The organism is Psychrobacter proteolyticus (assembly GCF_003350005.1).
GTDB lineage: Bacteria > Pseudomonadota > Gammaproteobacteria > Pseudomonadales > Moraxellaceae > Psychrobacter > Psychrobacter proteolyticus.
This window is the reverse complement of the sequence record NZ_QLKS01000001.1, coordinates 670880-692761: the sequence shown is the minus strand read 5'-3', so window position 1 is coordinate 692761 and position 21882 is coordinate 670880. Positions and strand designations below refer to the sequence as shown.

Annotated in this window: 19 protein-coding genes and 3 tRNA genes; 16 read left to right on the top strand and 6 right to left on the bottom strand. The window is 42.6% G+C overall.

Annotated elements, in window-relative coordinates:
- Positions 1-79: 79 nt before the first annotated feature.
- The gene (locus DXK30_RS02780) at positions 80-1732 is read right to left on the bottom strand and encodes an aminotransferase class I/II-fold pyridoxal phosphate-dependent enzyme (RefSeq protein ID WP_114700357.1); all 1653 of its coding nucleotides are present in this window, start codon (positions 1730-1732) and stop codon (positions 80-82) included.
- Positions 1733-2176: 444 nt separating this feature from the next.
- On the opposite strand from DXK30_RS02780, the gene msrB reads away from it, so the two are divergent.
- The 4 genes from msrB (at position 2177) to DXK30_RS02760 (ending at position 3639) form a co-directional block, all read left to right on the top strand.
- Entirely contained in the window at positions 2177-2602 is a 426-nt protein-coding gene (gene msrB / locus DXK30_RS02775) for a peptide-methionine (R)-S-oxide reductase MsrB (RefSeq protein ID WP_057760931.1), read from the top strand.
- A gap of 137 nt (positions 2603-2739) precedes the next feature.
- The gene (locus DXK30_RS02770; protein ID WP_114700356.1) at positions 2740-3225 is read left to right on the top strand and encodes a glutathione peroxidase; all 486 of its coding nucleotides are present in this window, start codon (positions 2740-2742) and stop codon (positions 3223-3225) included.
- Between the two features lie 224 nt (positions 3226-3449).
- Positions 3450-3525 (top strand) — tRNA-Val (locus tag DXK30_RS02765).
- 37 nt (positions 3526-3562) lie between these two features.
- A tRNA-Asp gene (locus DXK30_RS02760) sits at positions 3563-3639 on the top strand.
- Positions 3640-3989: 350 nt separating this feature from the next.
- Here the strand turns inward: DXK30_RS02760 and DXK30_RS02755 are convergent.
- Positions 3990-5339, bottom strand: a complete 1350-nt coding sequence (locus tag DXK30_RS02755; protein WP_114700355.1) for an MBL fold metallo-hydrolase — start codon at positions 5337-5339, stop codon at positions 3990-3992.
- 371 nt (positions 5340-5710) lie between these two features.
- Here DXK30_RS02755 and DXK30_RS02750 point away from each other — a divergent pair, with 371 nt between their 5' ends.
- The 4 genes from DXK30_RS02750 (at position 5711) to DXK30_RS02735 (ending at position 8669) form a co-directional block, all read left to right on the top strand.
- Entirely contained in the window at positions 5711-6061 is a 351-nt protein-coding gene (locus tag DXK30_RS02750) for an ArsR/SmtB family transcription factor (RefSeq protein ID WP_114700354.1), read from the top strand.
- A gap of 56 nt (positions 6062-6117) precedes the next feature.
- Positions 6118-6525 (top strand): arsenate reductase (glutaredoxin), encoded by a 408-nt coding sequence (gene arsC, locus DXK30_RS02745; protein WP_114700353.1) that lies wholly within the window; start codon positions 6118-6120, stop codon positions 6523-6525.
- Positions 6512-7285 carry an arsenical resistance protein ArsH gene (arsH, locus tag DXK30_RS02740; protein WP_114700352.1) on the top strand — a complete coding sequence of 258 codons (774 nt, stop codon included), beginning with the start codon at positions 6512-6514 and terminating at the stop codon, positions 7283-7285. Before arsC ends, arsH begins: the two co-directional genes overlap by 14 nt.
- Positions 7286-7352: 67 nt before the next feature.
- Positions 7353-8669 carry an arsenic transporter gene (locus DXK30_RS02735; RefSeq protein ID WP_114700351.1) on the top strand — a complete coding sequence of 439 codons (1317 nt, stop codon included), beginning with the start codon at positions 7353-7355 and terminating at the stop codon, positions 8667-8669.
- A 423-nt stretch (positions 8670-9092) separates the two neighbouring features.
- Here DXK30_RS02735 and DXK30_RS02730 read toward each other — a convergent pair.
- Both DXK30_RS02730 and DXK30_RS02725 read right to left on the bottom strand, forming a co-directional pair.
- Positions 9093-9168: transfer RNA gene (locus tag DXK30_RS02730), tRNA-Asn, on the bottom strand.
- A gap of 255 nt (positions 9169-9423) precedes the next feature.
- Entirely contained in the window at positions 9424-10626 is a 1203-nt protein-coding gene (locus tag DXK30_RS02725; RefSeq protein ID WP_057760918.1) for a pyridoxal phosphate-dependent aminotransferase, read from the bottom strand.
- Positions 10627-11152: 526 nt separating this feature from the next.
- Between DXK30_RS02725 and DXK30_RS02720 the strand changes: the two genes are divergently transcribed.
- From DXK30_RS02720 to DXK30_RS02705, 4 genes are all read left to right on the top strand, one after another.
- On the top strand, positions 11153-11890 hold the full coding sequence (locus tag DXK30_RS02720) for an SDR family NAD(P)-dependent oxidoreductase (RefSeq protein WP_114700350.1): 738 nt from the start codon (positions 11153-11155) through the stop codon (positions 11888-11890).
- 78 nt (positions 11891-11968) lie between these two features.
- Entirely contained in the window at positions 11969-13705 is a 1737-nt protein-coding gene (locus DXK30_RS02715) for an NAD(P)/FAD-dependent oxidoreductase (protein ID WP_114700349.1), read from the top strand.
- A gap of 84 nt (positions 13706-13789) precedes the next feature.
- Entirely contained in the window at positions 13790-14815 is a 1026-nt protein-coding gene (locus DXK30_RS02710) for a DUF1365 domain-containing protein (protein ID WP_114700348.1), read from the top strand.
- Positions 14816-14931: 116 nt separating this feature from the next.
- Positions 14932-16383, top strand: coding sequence for an SAM-dependent methyltransferase (locus DXK30_RS02705; protein WP_114700347.1), 1452 nt, complete (start codon positions 14932-14934; stop codon positions 16381-16383).
- A gap of 116 nt (positions 16384-16499) precedes the next feature.
- On the opposite strand, the gene DXK30_RS02700 is transcribed toward DXK30_RS02705, so the two are convergent.
- Positions 16500-17672, bottom strand: coding sequence for an MFS transporter (locus DXK30_RS02700; protein WP_114700346.1), 1173 nt, complete (start codon positions 17670-17672; stop codon positions 16500-16502).
- 108 nt (positions 17673-17780) lie between these two features.
- Here DXK30_RS02700 and DXK30_RS02695 point away from each other — a divergent pair, with 108 nt between their 5' ends.
- The 4 genes from DXK30_RS02695 (at position 17781) to DXK30_RS02680 (ending at position 21120) form a co-directional block, all read left to right on the top strand.
- Positions 17781-18683, top strand: coding sequence for a LysR family transcriptional regulator (locus DXK30_RS02695; RefSeq protein WP_114700345.1), 903 nt, complete (start codon positions 17781-17783; stop codon positions 18681-18683).
- 39 nt (positions 18684-18722) lie between these two features.
- Positions 18723-19133 (top strand): DUF2177 family protein, encoded by a 411-nt coding sequence (locus tag DXK30_RS02690; protein ID WP_114700344.1) that lies wholly within the window; start codon positions 18723-18725, stop codon positions 19131-19133.
- A gap of 151 nt (positions 19134-19284) precedes the next feature.
- Positions 19285-19845 (top strand): acyl-CoA thioesterase, encoded by a 561-nt coding sequence (locus tag DXK30_RS02685; protein WP_114700343.1) that lies wholly within the window; start codon positions 19285-19287, stop codon positions 19843-19845.
- A gap of 186 nt (positions 19846-20031) precedes the next feature.
- Positions 20032-21120, top strand: a complete 1089-nt coding sequence (locus DXK30_RS02680) for a cation diffusion facilitator family transporter (protein WP_114700675.1) — start codon at positions 20032-20034, stop codon at positions 21118-21120.
- 159 nt (positions 21121-21279) lie between these two features.
- Here the strand turns inward: DXK30_RS02680 and dps are convergent, their stop codons facing one another.
- Positions 21280-21762 carry a DNA starvation/stationary phase protection protein Dps gene (gene dps, locus DXK30_RS02675; protein WP_114700342.1) on the bottom strand — a complete coding sequence of 161 codons (483 nt, stop codon included), beginning with the start codon at positions 21760-21762 and terminating at the stop codon, positions 21280-21282.
- Positions 21763-21882 lie beyond the last annotated feature (120 nt).

Genomic DNA, 21882 nt, shown 5'->3' with positions numbered 1-21882 from the left:
TACTGATTGCAAGTAGTAAAAAACGCTTATTAGCATCATGCTAGTAAGCGTTTTTTTAATCAATTTAACAATTAAATATCTAGTCCGTACCAAACTGTTGGCGTTTTTTGGCAAAAAATCTGTCCAGTCGATCCATCGCATTTTCTAAGTCAAGCAAGTTAGGCAAGAACACCAAACGGAAATGGTCAGGTCTGTCCCAGTTAAACCCAGTACCTTGTACCATCAATACGTTTTCTTCAACGAGCAAGTCCATCATAAAGTCCATATCATCGGTGATAGGGTAAACTTCTGGATCCATTTTTGGAAAACAGTAAAACGCGCCTTGAGGCATGGTACAAGAAATACCTTTGATAGCATTGAGACGTGAGACGGCCATTTCACGTTGCTTATATAGGCGACCCTTTTCAGAAGTCAGATCTTGCATGCTCTGATGCCCACCCATCGCTGTTTGAATAGCATACTGTCCTTGCACGTTAGAGCAAAGACGCATGGATGCGAGCATATCTAAGCCCTCAATAAAGTCAGCTGCGTGTTGCTTACGGCCCGATACCATCATCCAACCTGAGCGAAATCCTGCAATACGATGTGACTTTGACAAGCCATTATAAGAGAGTACCAGCACGTCGTCAGTTAGGGTGCTCATCGGCGTATGTACATTATCATCATAGAGAATACGATCGTAAATCTCATCAGCCATGATAATCAAGTCATGCTCTTTAGCGACTTCAATGATCTGCTTTAATAATTCATCGCTATAAAGGGAGCCTGTTGGGTTATTTGGGTTAATAACCACGATACCTTTTGTTTTGCTCGTGATTTTAGACTTAATGTCTTCAATATCAGGGTGCCAGTTGTCTTCTTCATTACAGCGATAGTGCACAGCAGTACCGCCAGCGAGGTTGGCCGCTGCTGTCCAAAGCGGGTAGTCTGGCATAGGAATTAGGACTTCATCACCATCGTTCATCAATGCCTGCATGGTCATGACAATAAGCTCAGAAACCCCATTGCCCAAATACACATCACGTACGTCAACGGCCGATAACAAACCTTTAGACTGGTAATACTGCAAAATAGCTTTACGTGCTGAGAAAATTCCTTGCGAGTCTGAATAGCCAGTTGCCTCAGATAAGTTCATAGCGACATCACGCAAAATCTCATGCGGGGCTTCTAAGCCAAAAGGCGCTGGATTCCCCACGTTTAGTTTTAATATGCGTTTGCCTTCTGCTTCCATCTTATTGGCAGTCTGCAATAGAGGACCACGAATGTCATAGCAAACGTTTTGTAATTTATCAGACTTTTTTATGGTGTTCATAGCATGACCGTTTTTCGGATTGGTTGTCGAATTGGTTTTTGAGTTTTTACTAGCAGGATAAGGTGTCGTCGATTGAGCATCAGTTGTCTTAATACGTGACTGAGGATGTGAAGTCGGGCCTATTTCTTGATGTTCACTGCGCTCTATAGATGATGTCGACTCGTCTGTATCAATAGCTTCGTTATTGAGGTCGCCGCGCAATAGGTAGCCTTCACTACAGCCCAAAATACGTGCAAGTGTAGGCAGCTTGGATGAGACAATGCCATTGGTACCGCGCTCCCAGTTTGAGATAGCGCCACGACTCACTTTTGCACCAGCGGCTGTCATGGCTTGTGCTAGCTGCTCAGCAGTAAATCCTTTGTCACGGCGCAACTGTACCAGTCGTTCCGCTTGCGTACTTTTGCTATTGTCGTCAGACATTGTCGTTTGAGCCTTTGTTAATTAGTAATTATTCAATGTAGAGATATATTAAACATTTTAATTGAACACTAATGCAAGATATTATTGCATTGATAGTTAATTTGCAAATGTTTTTACAATCAGCTCCATTAGTAATTGAAAGTATATCTTGCAATTAACATTTGGCTTATATTTATATAACTCTAAATCCCTTATATAGAGCATAAAATGTATAGGTATCAAAATTACATCTTTACCCACTATTATCTAAAATTAATTTGCTATATTTAACTCAGTTAATCTCTTCAATCATGCTGTCTATCTCACAATATAGAGAGTACTTTTCTTATATATGCCTTGAATAGTGTGCCGATAACCAACAGATAGAGCACGTCGTTCTCATAATCATATGACGATAAAATAGTTACCGAGATTAGATAATAAATACTCGAATAAGGATAAATTATGCAAGACAACCAACTAAGTAAAGAAGAAATCAGCCAGTTGACTGAAGCTGACTGGAAAGAGCGTTTAACCGCTGATGAGTATCATATTATGCGTGAGAAGGGCACTGAGCGTCCATTTACAGGTGTATATAACGATGCGACTGATGATGGCGTTTACCGTTGTAAAGGTTGCGGCGCAAGCTTATTTGACTCAAGTAATAAGTTTGATGCTAGCTGTGGCTGGCCAAGTTTTGACCAAGGTATCGATAACAGCGCGATTGAAGAGCACGTCGATAACTCGCTAGGCATGACTCGCACCGAAGTCACTTGTAGCAACTGCGGCGCACATTTAGGCCATGTATTCCCTGATGGTCCTACTGAGACAACAGGCATGCGCTATTGCATTAACTCAGTATCTATCGATTTAGATAAGTCTGAGAAGTAAGTAGTCTAAGTAGTATTAGAAACGTGAAAGGGAAGTGCACGGTGCTTCCTTTTCAATAGTTTTATTATGTGTATGATAGAAAAAGAAGTAGTGCATAAACACCCAAAACAATAAAAACCTCAATTTAAGGATAAATGATGAGCACAATTTATGATTTTACGGCTGAGCGCATGGATGGTAACTCGCAAGCATTTTCAGATTACCAAGATAAAGTATTATTAATCGTCAATACCGCAAGCAAATGTGGATTTACGCCGCAGTTCGAAGGTTTAGAATCACTATATCAACAGTATAAGGATCAAGGACTGGTTGTCGTCGGTTTTCCTTGTAACCAATTTGGTAGCCAAGATCCAGGTAGCAATGACGAGATTGGTGCGTTTTGCCAAAAGAACTATGGTGTCAGTTTTCCAATGATGGCAAAGACTGATGTCAATGGCGCAAATGCTCATCCTATCTATGAATGGCTAAAAGAACAAAAGGGTGGCGTGCTAACAGATGGTATCAAGTGGAATTTCACCAAGTTCCTAGTCGATAGTAAAGGCCAAGTTGTTGACCGTTATGCACCAACGACCAAGCCAGAAGCCATTAAAAACGACATCGAGCAAGCACTGGCTAACAAATAAGCACTAAACCTAAAAAACACTGGGTTTGTATGAAAATATAAAGCCAATAAAAACAAATGCTTGCTAGATATTCTAATAAAAATAGAAAAAATATCTAAAAAAGTCGTAAATACTGTTTGACACCCAACAGTAAATCTATATAATACACTCCCACAGCAGCAGAGCTTAGTGACAAACTTAAGAGCTCAGTTGATGTTGAATAAATTGCCTAGCAATTGTTCGAAGGGTGATTAGCTCAGTTGGTAGAGCGTCTGCCTTACACGCAGAATGTCGGCGGTTCGAATCCGTCATCACCCACCACTTCTTAGCAAGTGGCTAAACAAGCTAAGAGACCTAAGCAGCGGTAGTTCAGTTGGTTAGAATACCGGCCTGTCACGCCGGGGGTCGCGGGTTCGAGTCCCGTCCGCTGCGCCATATTTAAAACGAATTTAGACCTTTGGGTTTAAGCAAGTTTCGCCTCAAACATTAGATTGTTTGAGGTTTTTTTGTGTCTGTTTTTTATGTATCTATGTTTTATGAGTGATAAGTCAGATAAGGAAATATAGTAAGAGTTAGAACCTAGAGCTATGATTTATCTGTACTTAAGTCATATCACTTAGAAGTCAGCTAAAACGACGACCCTTCTTTTATATCAGTCTTATATTGAATAAAAGTAGGGTTGTCATCGTATTTATCTTTGATACAGCATTTTAAATGAGCTAAACGCATTATCTGGAATTTATAATGCGTTTAGCTCATTGTAGATTTTAGTTAAGGGTAAAGAGTTACTCATGCATTGCTTGCCACGCACCCATTGACCCTAAATAGATATCAATGTGCTCAAAACCTCGACTAGCGAGCCATCCTGCTGCTATCGTTGCCCGAGCACCACTGGCACATATCAATGTATAGTGGCGACTTTGGTCAAGCTCATGCCAACGCTCGTTCAGGTGTCCAACATAGATATGCTGTGAGCCTTCGATCGCATTGGTATTCCTCTCATCGATATCGCGTACATCGAGCAATGTCCAGTTCTGAGAATTATTAAGGCGACTCTCTACCTCGGTTGTATCGATCATAGGGGTTTGCTGCATCTGCTCACCTTTTGCAGCAGCAGGGACGACACCTACATAGCCACCTATAATATTATCAAAAGCAATACGTACCAGATGCTCCATCGCAGTCGCAAGTTGCTCTTCATTAGAGGCAATCAGTGCTAAGCTTTGTCCTTCCTCGATAAACCATCCAGCAAACGCAGGTAGCATATTGACAGGTAAGCTCATAGAACCGGGCAGGTGTCCTGACGCATACGCCATTGGTTCACGAATATCGATGAGATGATCAGCATCGCAGTCATGAAGCTGTTTAAGTGAAAGGTTACGCGGACGCATAACGACTGGAGGCGCTTCACCACCTTCCATATTAAGGCGCTCCATCAATCTGAAATAGGGTGGCTGATAATGGTTTTCGCTCGTCTTGAAGTCAATAAATGTCTCACGATCAGTAATCTGTAAGCGTGGATTGTTCATTCTTTCATGACCGACGGTAGAAAACTCTCGCTCCGCCATACCTGAACCACAGACTGACCCTGCACCATGAGCCGGATAAATAATCGCCTGATCACCGAGCGTTAAAATGTCTTGTAACGAGTCATAAAGTAAACCTGCAACTTCTCTACGACGATTGGGATAGAAGTCAGTACGACCGACATCACCTACAAAAAGCGCATCGCCAGTAAAAATGCCAACCGCCTTATCTGGGTACGCCGTGTCAAACAGCGCATAAGCAAGGTGATCATCGGTATGACCAGGCGTTTCTAAGACACGGATTTCTAATTGGCCAATTGAAAAGCAATCACCATTGCGTGCGGTCTCAGCGTAGACAACAGGTTGTTCTGGGTTGGGGCCATGTAAAACGGTTGCTCCTGTCATTACGGCCAAGATAGGTGCGCCAGAAACTAAATCCTCATTACGATGTGTCTCAAAAATATGAGTAATCTCAAGCCCTGCTGCGCGCGCTTTTTCTACATATATCGCACAGTCACGACGTGGGTCAATTACCGCTGCTTGACCGCCAGAGCCTACCAAGTAGGATAAGTGCGAAAGTCCAGGTGTCTTAATTTTCTCTAGTAGCATGATCATTTCCTTATTGTTGTTTTAATCATAGTTGTTTTAATCATAATAGTTATTTTGATCAGGTTTGTTGGCAGTACAGAGCGAGAGCTACCAGCCAAATATAGTTTTACTGTTGCATAAACTTGTATTCAATCTAGCATGAACTTATAAGTGTCATCAATATACAATAACATATATTAAACTTGTTATTTACATAAGGCTAAACGTAGAGGATTTTAGGTTGAAAAGGTGAAGTGATCATTATTTTCACTATTTGATTAATCGCTTTTACTCGTTGGTATATATAGTTTAATCACACAGATATATCTTTTTTAGAATAAAAATATCTGTAAAACATTGAATTATTTTAATATGTCTGTATTATTGGACATATGGAAATAACTAATGCTATCGCAAGCTTTGCTGCGCTCTCTCAAAATACTCGTTTAAAGGCTTTTAAGCTGCTCGTCAGCCATGAGCCTGAAGGCCTACCTGCGGGCGAAATAGCCCGTCAGCTCTCTGTTCCTCATAACACAATGTCAGCCCATCTATCGGTGCTGGCACGGGCAGGGTGGGTAGTCTCACAGCGTCATAGCCGACAAATTATCTATCGTGCTTCGCTATCTCATATGGATAACGTCATTCAGTTCCTGTTGCAAGATTGCTGTGCAGGACATCCAGAATTATGTGCGTCACTCATGGATAGCCTGAGCGGCTGCAGAGTAAATGAGCCTGCTGAGTAAAGTAATGATTAAACCAATTATCAATTCAATAAATACATAAAATAGGTGTAAACACTATGAAACCATTAATCTTTCATAATCCTAAATGCGGTACATCTCGTAACACGCTTGCCATTATTAAAGCATCAGGTGAAGAGCCAGAAGTGGTGGAATACCTGAAAAATACACCAACGCGCGACCGTTTAGTGGAGCTGTTGGCACAAATGCAGATTTCGCCTAGAGAACTATTAAGAAGCAAAGAAACTATCAATGATGAACTTGGTCTAGATAATCCTGAGTTGTCTGACGATCAAATTATCGATGCTATGATTGCGCATCCTATTTTAATCAACCGTCCTATCGTGGTGACTGATAAAGGCGCTGCTCTATGCCGTCCTTCTGAACGTGTGTTTGAGTTGTTAGCCAATCCAGTAAGTAGCTTCACAAAAGAAGACGGCGAGGTTGTTACTCATGACAAACACTGAGGTTGACCAAACATTAGCAGTTGATCCTACTGCTTCGCCAGAATCTGGCCTCGATGATCTACCCAATATCGATATAGATAATCTTCAGCCTATCGACATTGATTCTTTGGTTGCGCCAAATGACTCACGTCATCCACCGAAAATATTAGTGCTATACGGTTCTGTCCGTGCACGCTCGTTTTCTAGATTGGCCGCTGAAGAGTCTAGCCGATTGCTACGTTGGTATGGTTGTGAAGTAAAAATGTTTGATCCATCTGGGTTACCGTTGCCTGACGATGTAGATTCAGACCATCCTAAAGTACAAGAATTGCGGGAGCTGGCGCAGTGGTCAGAAGGCATGCTGTGGGTCAGTCCAGAGCGTCACGGCAGTATTACCAGTATCATGAAAGCGCAAATCGACTGGATACCGCTGTCCCTAGGTGGCGTACGTCCAACTCAAGGTAAAACCCTAGCACTGATGCAAGTCAGCGGCGGTAGTCAGAGCTTTAATACGGTTAATCAGATGCGTATTCTTGGGCGCTGGATGCGGATGATCACTATCCCCAATCAATCTTCGATACCCAAAGCGTTCTTAGAGTTCAACGACGACAATCGCATGGATATGTCTCCATTATATCTGCGCCTTGTTGATGTCTGTGAGGAGCTAGTGAAGTTTACTTGGCTCACACGTGGACTTTCAGACTATCTCACCGATCGCTATTCAGAACGCGTCGAGAGTGCTGAAGAACTATCGAGCCGCGTCAATCAAAAATCGATCTAACCTCCTAATCGATCTAATTTCCTATATTAAATCGGCTGAATAAAATCAGCTTAAGTAAGGTCGTACAATGCTTGCATTTGCTATTTTTGTGGTCACTTTAGTCTTAGTTATCTGGCAACCTAAAGGATTGGGTATCGGTTGGAGCGCCATGGGTGGTGCTTTAGTCGCGTTAGCGCTTGGCGTCGTGCAGTTATCAGATGTGGGTATTGTCTGGAATATTGTCTGGGATGCGACCTTTACTTTTGTAGCGCTGATTATCATCTCGCTTATCTTAGATCGGGCAGGGTTTTTTGGCTGGGCCGCATTACATGTGGCACGCCTTGGCAATGGACAAGGGCGCTTATTGTTTCCGATGATTGTCGTGCTCGGCGCCTTTATTTCTGCCTTTTTTGCCAATGATGGTGCAGCGCTACTACTGACTCCGATCGTCATCGCTATCTTGCTACGTCTGAAATTTTCGCCACCATCAGCTCTGGCATTTATTATAGCGACAGGTTTTATCGCTGATACGGCAAGCCTGCCATTGGTTACCTCAAATTTAGTCAATATTGTCAGTGCTAATTATTTCGATATTGGTTTCGGTCGTTATGCCGCGGTGATGGTACCAGTCAATATAGTGTCTGTATTAGCGACGCTACTGGTATTGTGGGTTGTCTACGCACGTCATATTCCAAAAACGTACTCGACTAGCGAGCTCAGCGCTCCAGAGTCTGCTATTACCGATCCATTGGTATTCCGAGCTGCTTTTCCACTATTAGGTTTGCTACTGTTCGCCTATTTTGCAACAGAGCCGTTGGGGCTGCCTATTTCACTGGTCACAGGTATCGCTGCTGTTGCACTAATGGCAATCGCTGGTCGCATATGGCAAGGCGGGCGTGGTGCGGTGGTCTCGGTGAGCGATGTAGTACGCAAGGCACCTTGGCAAATCGTACTATTTTCGATCGGCATGTATTTGGTGGTATATGGTTTGGGTAATGCGGGGCTTACGGCCTATGGTGCGCAAGTACTTAACTGGTTGGGACAACAAGGCGAAGTCATTGCTACGGTTGGAACAGGGTTCTTATCCGCCATAGTTGCTTCTGTTATGAATAATATGCCAGCGACCCTAGTCGGCGCACTTGCGATTGATCAAGCACAAGTGCCTGCAGCAACACGAGAGCTAATGATTTATGCCAATGTCATCGGCAATGATTTGGGCCCTAAGTTTACGCCGATTGGCAGTCTTGCTACTTTGCTATGGTTACATGTGTTGGCAGAGAAGGACTACAAAATCAGCTGGGGACAGTACATAAAGATTGGTCTACTGATCACGCCGCCTGTGTTGTTAGTGACACTGTTGGCATTGGTGTTATGGTTGCCAATGCTAACAATGTTGCCAAGCTAAGCTAGCCAATAGAAAACTTACTACAGTAATATTTTATCGTGACAATGATATTTGCTTTTGAATATGATTGTCATAATCGAGTATGAAATAAAGTAGTGATTAGCGCTTATCAAATTGGCAAAATAGATAACCAATATTAGGGTCTGTTGAACATTCAAAATGTGGTATTGGCAAAAAATAGCCCTGCCCTGAAAGGCTGATGCTAAAATCACCTCAAACGTTGTTGCAAGCCTAGTTAAGGTCTCGACATTATCGTCAGTTTACGCCTATTTTGATGCGATTTTAGTGATCAGCAGTCCTAATATTTGAATGTTCAACAGACCCTAAATGATACGCATAAAAAAACCCTCATCAAATTGATGAGGGTTTTGGCAAATGCCATAATTGAATCAAAGTTGACTCAAGAAATTTACTACTAAAATGTGGCTCTCCAACCTGGGCTCGAACCAGGGACACACGGATTAACAGTCCGTTGCTCTACCAACTGAGCTATTGGAGAATAGGCTGTAAGTGTTTAATCGCTTACAACGAGCCTTAGAAGTCTCTAACGAGTTCTTGCTAAGTGGGGCGTATTCTAGCAAAGTTAAAAAATACGTCAAGCCTTTTTTTGCATAATTAGTAAAAATTGTCATTTTAATGATGAGATAGCGTGTTTTTCCTAGTTATGCCCAAGACTCGCATAAAAAAGACGCCCTATAGAATGTATAGGGCGTCTTTTTTATGAACAGCGGTAAGACTCGTTGCTATTTACGTTTTATTCAGCAACGTCTAAGTCAGCCACTGCTTTTTCGATACGTGATAGCGCATCTTTCAATGTTGCCTCATCAGTAGCGTACGAGATACGCATATAGCCGCCAAGACCGAAGGCATCACCAGGTACGACTGCCACGCCAACTTTGTCCAATAACCATGCTGAGAATTCAGTACATGATGATAGGCCAGCCGCTTTGATAAGCGGTACGATATTTGGGTATACATAAAATGCGCCATCAGGACGCAGGCAAGTAATGCCTTTAATGGCATTTAGACCATCTACGACTAGGTCACAGCGTTTCTCAAAAGCGGCTACCATCGGCTCTAGTACGCTCTGATCGCCACTGATAGCAACTTCGGCAGCCACTTGGCTGATTGACGTTGGGCAAGAGGTAGATTGTGACTGCACCTTTTTCATCGCGCCGATTAGCTTAGCAGGGCCACCCGCATAACCGATACGCCAGCCTGTCATCGCATACGCTTTAGAGACACCATTCAAAATGATTGCGCGATCTTTTAGCTCAGGTGCTGCGTTTAAGATATTGTAGAACTTATCGCCTGTCCAGCGGATGTGCTCGTACATATCGTCTGAAGCTACATAAACTTGTGGATGCTTTTTCAATACTTCAGCGATGGCCTTTAGCTCATCTAATGTATAAATCATACCTGTTGGGTTAGATGGGCTGTTTAATACCAACAATTTAGTCTTGTCAGTGATAGCCTCTTCTAGCTGCTCAGGGGTGATTTTGAAGTCTTGCTCAGCTGGGCATTTGACGATGACTGGCACACCTTCCGCGATGATAACCATGTCAGGATAGCTGACCCAGTATGGTGCTGGGATGATGACTTCGTCGCCAGGATTGATAAATGCTTGGGCAAGGTTAAAGAATGACTGCTTACCACCGACCGATACTAGGATTTCGTTTGGCTCATAGCTGATGTCGTTGTCGCGCTTGAATTTCTCGATGATGGCTGTTTTTAGCTCTGGCGTACCATCGACAGCCGTATATTTCGTAAAACCATCATTGATTGCATCGATTGCTGCTTTTTTGATGTGTTCAGGAGTATCAAAATCAGGTTCACCAGCGCCCAAACCGATAATATCTTTACCAGCTGCTTTTAGCTCTTTGGCTTTATTGGTAATCGCTAGCGTAGGTGATGGTTGGATGTTGTTAACGCGGTCAGACAGTTGCAACTCGCTCATGAGAGATCCTTTTTTATATGAGGGTGGGGTTGGTGAAAATCTGATATTAATTATATAACGTTTTCATTGCTATCAGGACAAGATGTCAGACAGTTTAAGAAAAGATAGCATCATTTTACTGTAATACGGCGGTCATTCGACTATAGATGATGCTTCGGCAAACGACGCGATTGCTAGTTTTTGCATTGTAGCATGCTGATATTGAGCTGTCTTATGACGCTAGTAACAGAATATTGTGTCGTTGCTTGTGATAGCAGCATCCTTGTGAAGATGACAAATAACACGCTGAGATTAAGCTTAAGCCCATATGATTGCGAAGACACAACAATAAGCCTGTAGCCAACCACTATAATTATTTAGATTTGTTAAATAAAATGGCTTATAGCTTAATGAAATACGACCAATGATATCTGCGAAGAATAACGATAAAAGGTCTAAGGTTTTATTAGGTAATCAGTTTAAGAGCATTAATTCCATATTATGAAAATACTTAAAAAGATAAGAATACTCAAAAAGGATATTTACGATGACAGATTCTACTGAAAAATTACATATTCTCATTACTGGGGCAACGTCAGGCATTGGTAAGCAGTTGGCAAAAGACTATCTGCTAGCAGATCATCATGTATATGCAGTCGGCCGTGACGACGAAGCGTTGGCTGAACTTCAAGCGTTAGGCGCAGATACGATTGATTTAGACCTCATGGATCGAGAAAAGGTCATCGAAGCTTTTGAAAAAATCGACAATGTTGATTTAGCTATTTGCGGTGCTGGCATGTGCGAGTACTTAGATATGCCGAACTTTGATAGCAGTGTGTTTATGAAAGTGATGTCGGTCAATATGGGAACGTTGTCGCATGCGATCGAAGGAGTGCTGCCAAAGCTAATTGCTTCAAAAGGTCGCTTGGTCGGTATCGGTTCAGCGTCTGCTTATGTGCCTTTTGCGCGCGCTGAAGCCTATGGTAGCTCAAAAGCTGCTATCCATTATCTGATGAAGACCCTACAGATTAGCCTTGCTCCGCATGATGTGTCAGTCAGCTTAGTCGTACCTGGTTTTGTAGAGACACCGATGACCAAACAGAATGACTTTCCGATGCCATTTATCCAGACGCCAGCACAGGCCAGTAAAGCCATACGCGATGGTATCGAGAGTGGGCATGACGTGATTGAATTTCCAAAAAAACTAACTATGCCATTAAAAGCATTGGGCACGTTGCCTGATTTGGTCTGGCAGCAAGTTAGTGAAAAACTTAATAAAAAATAATCTACTATTAATAGAGCTCTTATCTAATAGAACTCTCGGCCATCATATCGACAGAAAAATACAGAAGGGAATGCTTTTATGCCGTTTACTCGTTTCAAGCGTGCAACTAACCAAAAGATTGCTACCGATGCTGCAACAAATTCTGACCATCAGACTGCCCAAAAACGTATTGCTATCATCGGCTCAGGTGTGTCAGGACTGACATGCGCCCATTATCTAGGTACGCAACATGATGTGACGGTATTTGAAGCCAATGATTATATCGGCGGGCATGTAAATACGATCGACGTGGCACTACAAGACGGTAAAAAAGCAAAGAGTAGTAATGTAGAGAGTAGTGCGATAGATACAGGGTTTATTGTTTTCAATGAGCGCACATACCCGAACTTCTTTCGTTTGCTTCATGAGTTGCAGGTGCCGTTTCAGGCAACGGATATGAGCTTTTCTGTTAAAAATACTGCACGTCATTTTGAATACAACGGTCATACGCTCAACACTTTATTATCACAGCGCAAGAATGTACTCAATCCAAAATTCTGGCAGTTTATCAAAGATATTCTGCAGTTTAATAAGCATATCAAACAGCTACGCCAAGATTACGATAGTGCGCGTTCTCAAGGACAAGATGTTAGTAGCTTTGCAGAGCAAACGCTCGGTGGTTATTTGGCACAAAAAAAATACGGTCAGCTATTTACCGATAACTATCTACTGCCAATGGTTTCGGCTATTTGGTCAACCAGTCTAGATGAAGTACAAGAATTTCCTTTGGTGTTTTTTGCACAGTTCTTTGACAACCACGGGTTGCTGGATGTGGTCAATCGTCCGCAGTGGTTTACGATAAAAGGCGGTTCAAAACAGTACGTCAATAAATTGATTCCACGCTTTATCAAAGCGGGTGGCAAGATACGGGTCAATAGTCCAGTACAGTCTGTAGTTCGTGATGGTGAGCAAGTGATTTTGACGGTGAAGAGTGCTTTGACAGTGCAGGATAAAGGTAATGCTAACAACCGTAGCGAAAATCTTGTATTCGATGAAGTTGTTTTTGCTTGTCATGCAGATACTGCGCTAAAGATTTTAAAGGATGCCAGCACCGATGAATCTGAAGTATTAGGTCATTTCCGCTTTACCAAAAACACGGCTGTACTGCACACCGATACCAGTGTTTTACCTAAGAAACCACTGGCATGGGCAAGCTGGAATTACTTAATAGATGAAACAACTTCAGATAATGCTAAGGATGAGCAAGCGGCTGGAAACGCACAGATACCTGCAAAGCCAGTGCTGACTTATCACATGAATATCCTGCAACGCTTGACCAAAAAACACAATTATTTGGTCACATTAAATCCAGCTGTAGACAACAAAAGCGTCGATGATAAGCAGATAATTAAGAGCATCGATTACAGTCATCCAGTGTTCGATCTTGCGATGATTGATGCGCAGACTAAATGGTCGAGTATCTCTGGGAACGGTTCGCACACGCATTTCTGCGGGGCTTATTGGTTTAACGGCTTTCATGAAGATGGCGTACGTAGTGGATTACGCGTCTGTCAGGCGCTTGGTCTTGATATTGATATAAAAAACGAGGTTGATCCAGCTCATTTACCTGACGCTGATAGCGCACATACGCCGTTCCGTTATAAAGATTTGCCTATAAAAGCGGATACCAAATTACGTAGGTTGAATAAACGTGAAGTAACCACAGCGACGACTAATCAGGAACTGGTTGAGTATGCTAATCGTTTACAGAATTCAGCTGCTGATACTAGCCAATATAAGAAACGTGGCTTATTCGGTCGCCGTAAAACCAAATAATGTGACGATTAATGCCGTTATGTATTCTAAGTGTTTTGAAAAATTCGCCATATAAAAAGTACGCCGTTACACAAGAGATTATTTATGACCACGTCCGCTCAAGATACCAATGCTATGCCAAGTCATGAGTCTTCTTATGATACAAATGCATTGCCGCATCAGCTGTTTGAGGGCACGACATGGCACAGTCGGCTGCTACCTAGTATAAATAAATTCGTTTACCCTTATCGCTATTGGGGCATCAATATTAGCGCGCTTGCGAAAGGAAAGGAACTTCCTGAAATTAGTACGGCAGCATTTGATGAGAGTAAGTTTTTAGAAAAATTACCATTACGTAAAATATTGCCGAAAAAGCTGCTAGCGAAAGGTCTGCCTCTATTTTCAGCAAAGAAAAAGGCGCTACAACAATTCTGTCCTGATGACTATTTACAGCATATTAATCTACAGAGTAATAATAGCCTAAGCGATGATAGAAAACCTGATAGTAATGGACAGTCTGTTCAAGCACTAGAAAAACGCCTAAGCCGAGCATTTGAAAAACATGCAGGAAGCGCGCCTGAAGGCGATATGTTGGGACTGCTTGTCTGCCGTAATGCGGGCATGTACTTTAGCCCAGTTAATTTTTACTTGGGGTTTGATGCGCAGCAGACGCCAACTCATCTGCTGGCTGAAGTGTCTAATACGCCTTGGGACAAGCGTCATTATTACGGGTTTCTATTAGAAGGAGAGGATACTGAGTTCTGTCATGACAAGGATTTTCACGTATCACCTTTTAACCCTATCGATCAGCTGTACCGCTGGCAAGTTACGGTAAAACGTACAAAGACAGACGATCAACCTAACGCTGGATTACAAGTTCGTATTGCTATCAATATCAGTGATGAGCGCGGTGAAGTGCTAAAAACTGGTATAAAGATATCAGGCGTACCGATGACAGAAGAGGCTGTTCGTCATAGCTTGCGAAAAAATCCTCTGATGAATATAACGTCCTTAACACGTATTTATTGGCATGCGTTCAAGCTCTATGCGATTAAAAAGGTGCCGTATATCAACTACGATGAAAAGTTGGCCGACAGTCAACAGAAAGGTGGACATCAGAAAAGCAGCTAGCAGTATCGAACGCAAAAGATGTCTTATATTTACAGCAATCTTTAAGTATCAACAATCTAAAAATCTCGTTAATGTACTACTAAAAAATAAAGCATTTAAACAAGGATAAATACACGATGCCAGCACGACCGACCGATCGAGCACCAGTCACAAAACTAGAAAAATTAACTGCTCGTGTGAGCAAAGTAGTTAATGAAAGCGTGGTACTACAGCCAGTCAGCAATAGTGTGAATCACTTAGCTAGAAAACTTATCTTTCGTGCGTTACAGCACATTCAGTTTGGTAGTCTCACGCTGATTGAAACATTTGACGAGCAGGAACCTAAGACAAGTAGTTTTGGTAAAGTAGCTACTAACGACGCTAGTAGCTCGGCAGTTGGTCGCCATTCGCTACATGTGACATTAGAGATTCATGATAGCGCTGTTTATCGTCAGCTATTACTTGGCGGCTCTATCGCGCTAGCAGACAGTTATATCGATGGTGAGTGGGATACAGATGATCTAACAGGTTTGATTCGCATGGCGGCTCGCAATTTAGCAGTGCTCAATAAACTAGAGAATCGTTTTGCAGGTATTAGTAAAGCATTTGAAAAAGCGAAGCATCAGCTACGTAGTAATGACAAATCTGGCTCCAAATCGAATATTCTAGCGCATTATGATCTGGGCAATGACATGTATGAGCGGTTTTTGGACGATACCATGATGTACTCATCAGCAGTCTATCCTACGCCTGACGTGACGCTTAGCGATGCTCAGCAGCACAAACTGTCGCTCATATGCCAACGTTTACAGCTTAATGCTGATGATAATGTGATCGAAATTGGTACAGGGTGGGGCGGTTTTGCTATTTTTGCGGCCAAGCATTACGGCTGCCATGTGACCACCACCACTATCTCTGATGCCCAGTATGATGAAGCACAGCGACGAGTCGAGGCGGCAGGGCTGTCTGACAAAATCACGCTACTCAAGCAAGATTACCGCGAGCTGACAGGTCAATATGACAAGCTAGTCAGTATCGAGATGATTGAAGCGGTGGGGCATGAGTATTTACCGACTTTCTTTGCTAAGTGTAATAGCTTGCTCAAGCCGACAGGTCTTATGGTATTGCAGGCTATCACCTTTAACGATCAAAATTATCAAGACTATATTGACTCGGTTGATTTTATCCAAACGCATATTTTCCCAGGTGGTTGCCTGCTTTCAAACCAAGAGCTGACGACACAGTTCACAGCGCAGACCGATATGGTCGTCAAACAATTGCATGATTATGGCTTTGATTATGCGTATACGCTGCGCGACTGGCGTGCTGCGTTTATGGCGCAGCGTGTAGAGATTCAAGCGCTTGGCTATGACGATGCCTTTATCCGCCTATGGGAGTTTTACTTTTGCTATTGCGAAGGTGGGTTTTTGGAGCGCACGATCGGTGTGGTGCAAGTCACTGCGGTGAAGCCTAACAACATCGATACGCTACATTTTTCTGATCTGCCATCTGCTGTCTTAAATCATAAAACGGTTTTGAATGATGAGACATTTAGTGAAGAAGATATGTCAGACACCGCGTCAGTATAAGTTAGGTGATATAGATAGGGTTTGCTTATAACATTCATAGGGTCTCATACTGCATGAACAGTTTGAGACCCATATGTTGAGAGGTTATACATTGGAAGGTTGTATATTGAAAAGTTCTACGATGCTTGTAGGGCACGCTTATCACGCAGACCTGAATAGCGTGTGACCGCTAATGCCATTAAAGAGATGACAGCACCGATCCAAGCTGTGTCTTGCAACGACATATTTTCAACCACGCTACCACCGATGATTGAGCCCAGTGCAATACCGATATTGAATGCAGCAATGTTCAATCCAGAAGCGACATCGACAGCGTTCGGCGTATATCTTTCAGCTTGCTTAACCACATAGATTTGTAGACCTGGTACATTACCAAAGGCGAAAGCACCCCATACCAAAATAGTCAGTACAGCAGCAATCTTGGACTGCATAGTAAAGGTGAACAATAAAAGAATGACACTTAAGGCGCTAAATATAATGCTAAGCGCACTAATAGGGCCGCGTTTATCTGCAAGTTTTCCGCCCCAGATATTACCGATTGCAACGGACACGCCATATACGAGCATAATAAGACCAATGGCTGAAGGTGCAAATTTGGTTTGCTGCTCTAAGATAGGTGCTAGATAGGTAAATGCCGTAAACGTACCGCCATAACCAAGAATAGTCATGAGATAAACCAGCAGTAATTGTGGTTTTACAATGACTTGTAGTTGCTCTTTGAACGTTGCAGGGATAGATTTTTTTAGGTTTTTTGGTACTAATATTGCGCTACCAATCAAAGCGATTAAACCCAGTACGGAGACGACCAAAAACGTAGCGCGCCAACCGAAATGCTGTCCAATCCATGTGCCAAGGGGTACGCCAGTGACGAGCGCCACGGTAAGCCCAGTAAACATAATGGCAATTGCGCTGGCTTCTTTTTCTTTACTGACAAGGCTGGTAGCAATCATGGAACCAATAGAGAAAAATACACCATGCGCCAGACCGGTCAAGATACGGGCAAGTATTAAGGTTTCATAACTGGGTGCTTGCCAAGCCAGTAAGTTGCCGATGACAAACAGACCCATTAGGCTCATCAGTACGATTTTGCGGTTCCAGCGGCCAGTGAGTGCGGTAAGTATAGGGGCACCGATAGCAACACCGACAGCATATAGGCTGACGAGTAACCCTGCTGAAGGTAAGCTCACGCCCAGATCGGCGGCAATAGTTGGTACCAATCCAACGATGACAAATTCGGTTGTCCCAATTGCAAATGCGCTTAGAGTAAGCGCCCATAAAGCGAGTGGCATAACGACATCCTAATAATTAAATGATGCGCGTAGTTTGACCGATTTATAGTTTGCAAAAAACAGCACAAATGACAAAATACCTTTGTTAATTTTGTAAAGGTAATCACGATGATGGGACATGCTAAAACAGAAGATATAGAGATATTTTTGACGGTAGTTGATACGGGTAGTTTTACTGGCGCTGCTAACGTGCTGAATCAGCAAGTCGCTAAAGTATCTCGTGCGGTGTCCAGACTCGAAGATACGCTGCAATGCACGCTGCTTAATAGAACGACACGGCGCTTGGAGCTGACGGAGGAAGGGCATGTCTTTATTAGATATGCGCGTGAGGGTTTAAATACGTTATATACCGGTGAAGAGGCGATTAAGCTGTTAAAACAAGCGCCGAGTGGGCATCTACGAATTGACGCTGCGAGTCCGTTTGTATTGCATCAGCTGACGCCTTTGGTTGGTGAGTTTGTGCAGCAGTATCCGCATATCACGCTTGATTTGACCTCGCATGACAACATCATCGACTTGCTTGAGCATAAGACGGATCTGGCTATCAGAATTGGCGACTTAAAAGACTCAAATTTGCATGCACGTCTATTAGGTAAAAGTAAGCTGCGGCTAGTAGCCAGTCCTGAATATTTATATCAGCATAATGAGGTAGCTCATTATGCTGATTTGAGTGTTGATGATTTAAGCACTCACAAATTGATTGGCTTTAATGATGCATCAAAACTAAATAGCTGGCCACTAAAAACACCAGTTAAACTGAATTTTCATATGACTGGCAGTAGCGGCGAGACCTTACGTCAGCTATGTTTAAATCATCAGGGTATCGCTTTATTGTCACATTTTATGATTGGTGAAGATTTGGAGTCTGGCAGATTGGTTGAGGTGTTGCCTGAGGCGATAGTCAGACCAAACAATCGTGAAGCCATACAGGCGGTATATTACAAAAACAGTGCCGTATCTTCGCGTATTTTGGCATTTTTAGACTTTATTCAACCAAGACTAACACTATAAATTTTATCCGTTTTTATTCATTTTATAAGAGGTAATATCATGGGTTACGTTTTTATTTATCTCACTGCTGTGGTTATCTTTTTGGGTGTCGATGCTGTATGGCTGACGACCATGAAAGGCGCCTTTTATGAGTCGCGTATTGGGCATCTATTGGCTGATGAGCCAAACATGATGGCCGCTGGCGTATTTTATATGTTTTATATATTGGCACTTTGTATTTTGGTTCTATATCCGCAAATCAAAGCTGGCGCATCGGTGGGTCATATCTTCTTACTCGGCGGGCTGATTGGCTTGATGGCTTATGGCACATACGACTTTACCAATTTGGCACTGTATAAGGGCTTTACGCTAGATACGGCGTTGGTTGACTTTGTATGGGGTGGTATTTTGACTGGTTCAGTGAGCGCGATAGTGGCATGGCTTGCGTATCGCTTCCATTGGTTGAGCTAGCGCTTACATCTTGGCCTATATAACGCTGTTTAAATAGCACCAATTTACATAATTTAGACTGTCTAATGACAGAGGGCCGTTTGTGCTATACGACGACCTGCTGTATAAATGGTAGGCATAATAAATAAGTGTCAAACCATCAAGGAATATTATGCCGCAATACAATACCAGCTCCACTGCTAAAAAAGCCCCTTTAAACCATGAGCTATACATGTCAGTACTTATGACGCCTGATATGGCGAATTTCATTGGCAATGTGCATGGTGGGGATTTGCTCAAGATGCTTGATCAGGTCGCTTATGCCTGTGCCAGTCGCTATAGTGGTAACTATGTGGTGACACTGTCTGTCGATCAAGTGATGTTCCGTGAGCCGATATATGTGGGCGAGTTGGTTACTTTTGCAGCCAGTGTCAATTATGTTGGTAACACCTCAATGGAAGTAGGTATCCGCGTCGAAGCAGAAGATGTGCGTGGTCGTACCGTCCGTCATACCAACAGTTGTTACTTTACGATGGTGGCTATCGATGACAATGGTAAACCGACATCCGCACCGCCACTCGATATCAAAAACAAAATGCAGCAATGTCGAGCTGATGCGGCTAAAGAACGAAAGAAACTGCGTATGGAAAGCTCACATCGTCCTAGTTGCGACTTCGAAGAGATTAACAAGCAGTTTGGCGAACGCGAAGCAGATTCCGAGATAGAAAAATAGCCCAAGTTATTCAAAGCTATCTAAAATTATATAAAGTTATCTAGTTTTATTAAATTAATAATTCATACAACGACTCACTAAAAAGCCACTGATATTGTAGAGCGCTTATTTTAAGCTTAAGTATATTTCAAGCCTTTATCCATGGCAAAAATTCTACTATCAATACGTTATTTCAGTGAGTCTAGCATGAGTCTAAAGCCATCTATTGCTAATCCCCAGCGTCATTTGCCAGCCTCTCCTAAGGCGCAACTACCTCGCGCGCGTGGGGCGGGCAATCCTAAAATTCCAAGTGACCCTGAACTAAAACATACCCTTAATCAAAGCCCTGAAACCAATGATGAGCATTCAGGATCACTCATCACTGTGTTGATTGCGGTCGGAGCCAATCTGGTTATCGCAATCGCGAAAACAGTTGCCGCCTTTATGACAGGCTCAGCCTCTATGATTGCAGAAGCAGCTCACTCATGGGCGGATGCTGGTAATGGTACTTTGCTCATCGTCGCAGAAAAAAAGTCCATCAAACCTGCTGATAAAAGCCATCCGTTAGGCTACGGCAAAGAGTCTTATGTTTGGTCAATGATTGCTGCCTTTGGTGTGTTTACGGCAGGCTCGATTGTCTCTATCTATACGGGTATCAAAGAATGGAACGCTACTGAGTCTGAGGCTAATTATACGATTGGCTTTATCGTATTGGCAGTGGCGTTTGTGCTCGAAGGGATCTCATTGGTTCAGGCATACAGACAGAGTAAAAAACATGGCGAGGCACTTGATATCAGTGCACTTGGCTATGTCGTAGATACTTCTAACCCAACGTTGCGCGGCGTATTCTTTGAAGATTTAGCAGCGGTTATCGGCTTGGTGATTGCCGCTGCTGCTATGGGTATGCACGCTTATACGGGTGAACCATATTGGGATGCGTTAGGGTCTATCATTGTTGGTCTACTATTGGGTGTCGTTGCTATATTCTTGATCAGTCGTAACCGAGATTTCTTAGTCGGGCATAGAGTCACTGACCGGATGCACGAATACGTTTTAAGCGAGCTGCTGAATCATCCAGATATCGACAGTGTGTCCTACCTGCATCTAGAGTGGGTCGGACCAAAAAAGATATTTATGGTGGCAGCAGTAGATATAGCAGGGAATCAAAAAGAAGAACATATCGCTCAGAAGTTTGAAGAGATTGAAAATCTATTTAGAGGTAATCCGGTATTTCAAGAGGCTATCTTGACGCTGTCAGAACCTAACGCTGAGCTTTTAAGTCTAGAGAGTATTTAATTTAAAAGCTTAGTAGATTAAGTATGTGGTAGAGAAATCCTATTTAATGCTTTTAAGTATTCTTTTTAAACTACCAAAACTCAAGACACAAAAAAGCCGTCAATTATGACGGCTTTTTTTATAGTTCTAATATTTAAGAAACTTTCAGCTTAAACAGTACTATTTCTTTGGTGCGTTTGCGCCGATGAACCATGCATCTTTATCGATGATACGACTTGCTTCTGTAAATAGGTCAGCAGTATCTTCATCACCTGCGTCGCCAGCAGTAGCAATCGCTTCACGCAATGTCTCGGCAACTTTCTTATAGCGGCTAGTTAGCTCACGAACATGCTGATCTACTTCAGTGATGTCAGTTGGGTAATCATCTAGGATAGACTCTTTTACTACGCGACTTGCCAAACCGTTTGGTTGGCCACCTAGGATTACAATACGCTCTGCAATAGTATCCGATACTTCAAGGATACGATCTGATGTCTCATCTAGTAACTGATGCACACCGATAAAGCCAGTGCCTTGTAGATTCCAATGGCACTGTTTGCCATCTAAAGTTAAATCGATAACGTTTGCTAGGTTAGCGTTTAACAAATCAATCATTTTTTTCGCAGTTTCGTCTGAAATACCACTTGCGTAACGTTCTCTCATATTTTACTCCGTCATTTATTTAAAATTATTATATTGAATGAAAGTTCAATGTATTTTTATTGGTCTTCTATTCGATGACAATCAAGTTAAAGCTAACAATATGAATTGCTATAAAGTTAT